The 4,066-nt window shown below is 57.6% G+C and carries 3 protein-coding genes; 1 reads left to right on the top strand and 2 read right to left on the bottom strand.

Going from position 1 to position 4,066, the window contains the following annotated elements; all coding sequences use genetic code 11:
* Positions 1 to 8: 8 nt before the first annotated feature.
* Both IBX51_RS14550 and IBX51_RS14545 read right to left on the bottom strand, forming a co-directional pair.
* A complete protein-coding gene (locus tag IBX51_RS14550) occupies positions 9 to 1,484 on the bottom strand; it encodes a hypothetical protein (RefSeq protein ID WP_291832030.1) in 1,476 nt (491 codons plus the stop codon).
* A 171-nt stretch (positions 1,485 to 1,655) separates the two neighbouring features.
* The gene (locus tag IBX51_RS14545) at positions 1,656 to 3,851 is read right to left on the bottom strand and encodes an OsmC domain/YcaO domain-containing protein (RefSeq protein WP_291832028.1); all 2,196 of its coding nucleotides are present in this window, start codon (positions 3,849 to 3,851) and stop codon (positions 1,656 to 1,658) included.
* A 24-nt stretch (positions 3,852 to 3,875) separates the two neighbouring features.
* Between IBX51_RS14545 and IBX51_RS14540 the strand changes: the two genes are divergently transcribed.
* Positions 3,876 to 4,066 (top strand): hypothetical protein (locus IBX51_RS14540; protein WP_291832027.1); only part of this gene is annotated, 191 nt, incomplete at its 3' end.

Here is a 4,066-nt window from a genome sequence, read left to right as displayed (position 1 = left end):
TTGGGCAGCTAGAGCTGTTGCAATAACCAGTTGTTATTGGTCAATAGGCTGTCGTAAAGAGCCCGGCTGCGTTGTTCCAGTTCGGCATTGCCTTCCCAGCTGCCGGGCCGGTCGAAACGATCGCCGCTGCGATAGCCATTGCCGGCGGCGGTGACATACCAGGCGATGCTTGCCAGCTGTTTGCGTTGGTCGGTGACTTCACCGGTGTTGAAGTCCAGTTGGCGCACCATCAGGTCCTCTGCGTGCTGGTACTCCAGGGCGGCCTGGAACAGCTGGTCATTCACCCGGCCGACAGCCTCAGGCAGTTCCGGGCGCGTTTTGAGGAAGCTGGATGTGCCGTCACGTTCGCGCAGGGGGCCAAAGCCGCCGGTCAGGTGGTTGACGAATCGCCACTGGCTTTCGGTTTCTACCCGGTCACTTGCCGCTTTCACTCCGTTTTCGGTAAAGCGGAACTCTGACACCATGCCCCAGGGCTGCAGCACCGTTTCACTGTTCAGCACCGCCAGTAACATGTCGGCGTTGCGATTAAACAGTTGTTCAGCGGTTTGTTTGTCCTGGTCGTTTCCGAAAACATACAGAATTTCGTAAAGGCCTTTATGGCCACGCACCAGGCTGCCGAACTCATCAAGGCTGAACTGGGAGCCCTTGCCAAAATTGTAGCTGGACATGTCGCTGTTCCAGGCGTCATTCAGTGTGTCGGCGAGGGCTCGGGCCTTAACCACCAACCCATCTTTGCTGATGCCGTGAGCACCGGCCATGCGCTCCTCGGTTAACTGCCCCATGTCGTCCGATCCGCCGGGTTTGTGCCAGCGAACCCAGGCGTAGCTCAGGCTATGCAGAACGTCCAGGCCATAGGCCATGGTAGCCTGCGTAACTTCGCCGTCCCTGTTATGGAAGGCGCCATCCCGATAGTGGGTTTTGTTCAGATAACGTGGGATGCCGGCCAGATAGGCTGTGGGCGAATAGGTGATCTGTTGATACAGGGCGTCGCTGCCCCAGCGTCCGCCGCTGTGGTGCATATGGTAGCTGAAGGCTGCCTGAGCCAGTTCATTCAGACGGATATCGCGGCCTGGCTGCCATTGGCCTTCAGATGCCACTTTGGTCCCGGCAAAGCCTTCGGGGCTCAGGAAGCGGTTGGCGGCCTGCATCACTTGCAGCCATTGCTCGCCCTGCACGCGCATGGGGTCGTCGCTTAGGTCCGGCTGGTAGGCCTCATGCCCCATTTCACTTGAACGCATCACCCGGCCAGCGCTTGCCAAGGCGTGTTGAATCGCAGAGTAGTCGCGATGGTAGAGTGCCTCGTTGTAAAAAACAGCATCGCCTTCGGCACTGATATAGGCCGGGATGAGCAGGCTCATGCCTTCGGCGTTCAAGGCGTCTGCGCTTGATGAGCCGTGCTGGGAGGCATTTACGGTTGAGGTGGCCAGGCTAAATGCAGCGGCGCTTGCCAGGCCTAACTGGAATACGGGAGAGCTGGTTCGCATAGTCGTAAGTCCCTCTGAACGATGGATGAGTAGACAGGCATTATCATCTCATCGTTGCGGGTCTGTTTGAAACCCGAAGGGAATGCAGCTCTGGATGTTTTCATGTCAGTTTCAGATTCCGCTGGATTGCTGTTCCTGCAGGGGCAGGTGGATGCGCCGCCCCAGCCGTTATCAGCTCAGGGCGATTCCGGCTTTGCGTGCCCGGGCCGCGTGCAGTTTCTTGTAGCTCTCGATCATCTTCAGGTGCCGGTCCAGACCGCGCAGGTCCATGCCGGTTTCTTCGAGACCATAGAAGCGCACGGTGCCGTTGATCGAGCCCACAACGGCGTTCATCACCTCATTACCAAACATGCGGCGGAAGTTGTAGAGGTAATCGTCCAGCGCCAGTTCATCATCCAGCGTGGCTTCGAGTGCCGCGTTCATGGCCTGGTAGAACAGACCACGCTCAACCGTGTTGTCGTTGAATTGCCGGAACGTCTCGACCAGTTCCTGGGCCTCTTCCAGCTGGCCAATCGCCAGATAGATCAGCAGTTTCAGCTCCAGAATGGTGAGCTGGCCCCACACGGTGTTCTCATCAAACTCGATGCCGATCAGGGTGACGATGGTCATGTACACGTCCAGCTCGGTTTCTTCGAGCCGTTCTACCAGGCCGGTCAGTTCGTCCTCAGTCAGGCGGTGCAGATTCAGGATGTCTTCCCGGAATGCCAGCGCCATGTTGGTGTTGTCCCACACCAGGTCTTCCACCGGGTACACCTCGGAGTAGCCCGGCACCAATATGCGGCACACCGGAGCCCCCAGGTCTTCGAACACGGCCATGTAGCACTCTTTACCCATGTCGGAAAGGATGCCGAACAGGGTGTTGGCTTCTTCTTCGTTGGTGCCGGAGAAATCCCACTCCACGAAATCGTAGTCGGATTTGGCACTGAAGAACCGCCAGGACACCACGCCGCTGGAATCGATAAAGTGCTCGACGTAGTTGTTGGGCTCGGTTACCGCCATGGAATTGAAGGTTGGGGCGGGCAGGTCATTCAGGCCTTCGAAGCTGCGCCCTTGCAGCAGCTCGGTCAGGCTGCGTTCCAACGCCACATGAAAGCTCGGGTGAGCGCCGAAGGAGGCAAAGACGCCACCCGTTTTCGGGTTCATCAGGGTCACGCACATCACCGGGAACTGGCCGCCGAGAGAGGCGTCTTTCACCAGTACCGGGAAGCCCTGCTCTTCCAGCGCCCGAATGCCTTCGACGATGTCCGGGTATTTGGCCAGTACCTCGTTCGGCACGTCCGGCAGGGCGATTTCGTTCTCAATAATTTCTTTTTTCACGGCTCGCTCGAAGATTTCCGACAGGCACTGTACCTGCGCTTCCTGCAGGGTGTTGCCGGCACTCATGCCGTTGCTCAGGTACAGGTTCTCGATCAGGTTGGAGGGGAAGTACACCGTTTCCCCGTCGGACTGGCGCACGTAGGGAATGCTGCAGATGCCGCGCTCCGGCGTGCCGGAGTTGGTGTCGAACAGGTGGGTGCCCAGCAGTTCGCCGTCCGGGTTGTAAATCTCCAGGCAGTAATCGTCCAGAATGCCCTCGGGTAACTCGCCTTCCGGGCCGGGCTGGAACCACTGCTCGTTCGGGTAATGCACGAACGGGCTGTTGGCGATGTCCTGGCCGAAGTACTGATCGTTGTAGAAGAAGTTGCAGTTAAGCCGCTCGATGAACTCGCCCAGGGCCGAACACAAGGCGGCTTCCTTGGTGGAACCTTTGCCGTTGGTGAAGCACATGGGCGAGGCGGCATCGCGAATGTGTAACGACCACACATGGGGCACAATGTTGCGCCAGGAGGCAATTTCGATCTTCATGCCCAGGTCTGCCAATATGCCGCTCATATTGGCGATGGTGGTTTCCAGGGGTAGGTCTTTGCCTTCGATGTAAGTATTCGCTTCCCCTTCCGGCTTCACCGTAAGCAGTGCCTGGGCGTCTTCGTCCAGGTTTTCGACGACTTCAATCTGGAAGTCTGGGCCGGTTTGTACCACCTTTTTAACCGTGCAGCGGTCGATGGAGCGGATAATGCCCTGGCGATCCTTGTCGGAGATGTCTTCCGGCAGCTCCACCTGAATCTTGAAAATCTGCTGGTAGCGGTTTTCCGGGTCTACAATGTTGTTTTGCGACAGGCGGATGTTTTCCGTGGAAATGTCGCGGGCGTTGCAGTACACCTTGACAAAGTAGGCTGCACACAGGGCCGAGGAGGCCAGGAAGTAGTCAAACGGGCCGGGCGCCGAGCCATCGCCTTTGTAACGCACGGGCTGGTCTGAGATGACGGTAAAATCGTCAAATTTGGCCTCAAGCCTCAGGTTGTCGAGATAATTGACTTTGATTTCCATGGGCAGCTTACCGGATTCAGAAAGATGAGCAGTTTACGCGGAATAGACGAGGTGATCCCCGATGCGCGGGATGGTCTCACAAAAACCGAAAGGACGATACTTTACGTCCTCAGTGAAACCCAGAAGGAGCTGGGTGGCCGTAATGTGCCTACGGTGATGCTCTATGGCCGGGTGCTGGAATACGTGAACATCAGCGAGCAGGAATTGCACCTGTA

The sequence above is a fragment of the Marinobacter sp. genome (assembly GCF_014859525.1).
Taxonomy (GTDB): Bacteria; Pseudomonadota; Gammaproteobacteria; order Pseudomonadales; family Oleiphilaceae; genus Marinobacter.
Note: the sequence above shows the minus strand (reverse complement) of the source record. Positions and strands in the feature narration are given on the sequence as shown.

Excerpts from the sequence above, each read along its gene's own strand:
- IBX51_RS14550 (WP_291832030.1), bottom strand. The coding sequence starts at position 1,484 with ATGCGAACCAGCTCTCCCGTATTCCAGTTAGGCCTGGCAAGCGCCGCT.
- IBX51_RS14545 (WP_291832028.1), bottom strand. The coding sequence starts at position 3,851 with ATGGAAATCAAAGTCAATTATCTCGACAACCTGAGGCTTGAGGCCAAA.